The organism is Pseudomonas syringae group sp. J248-6, from assembly GCF_032586995.1.
Classification (GTDB): Bacteria; Pseudomonadota; Gammaproteobacteria; order Pseudomonadales; family Pseudomonadaceae; genus Aquipseudomonas; species Aquipseudomonas amygdali.
On sequence record NZ_JAWHOP010000052.1, the window covers coordinates 1 to 565 of the forward strand.

The 565-nt window shown below is 49.4% G+C and carries 1 protein-coding gene; it reads left to right on the top strand.

What is annotated here, in order from left to right:
• The coding region (locus RYC17_RS26800; protein WP_316904792.1) for an IS3 family transposase at positions 1–531 on the top strand (531 nt) is incomplete at its 5' end.
• Positions 532–565: the final 34 nt, after the last annotated feature.

Consider the following 565-nt stretch of genomic DNA (forward strand, 5'->3'; position numbering starts at 1 on the left):
GCCGCACCTAACCTGCTAAAGCGTGATTTCAAAGCGCAATACCTTAACCAGAAATGGGCCACCGACGTGACCGAATTCAAAGTAGGAGGCCAGAAGCTTTATCTGTCGCCGATCATGGATCTGTACAGCGGCGAAATCATTTCCTATGCGATTGCCAGGCGCCCGCTGTACTCCATGGTCGACGAAATGCTTGAAGGAGCATTCAAGCGGCTTGGACCGGATGAAAAGCCGATTTTGCATTCTGACCAGGGCTGGCAATATCGGATGCCTATTTACCAGCGACTGCTCCATGAGAATTCGATCACAGCCAGCATGTCGCGCAAGGGTAACTGCTATGACAACGCGGCTATAGAGAGCTTTTTTAGCACGCTGAAATCCGAGTTTTTCTACCTGAACAAATTTAACGATCTGGATGAGCTTCAAGCGGGTATCGAAGAGTACATTGAGTATTACAATCACTCACGCATAAAACTGAAGCTTAACGGCCTGAGTCCTGTGGAATACAGAATGCAGGCCGCCAAGGCAGCGTAGGTGGATAATTGTCCAACCTTCGGGGGTCATACCA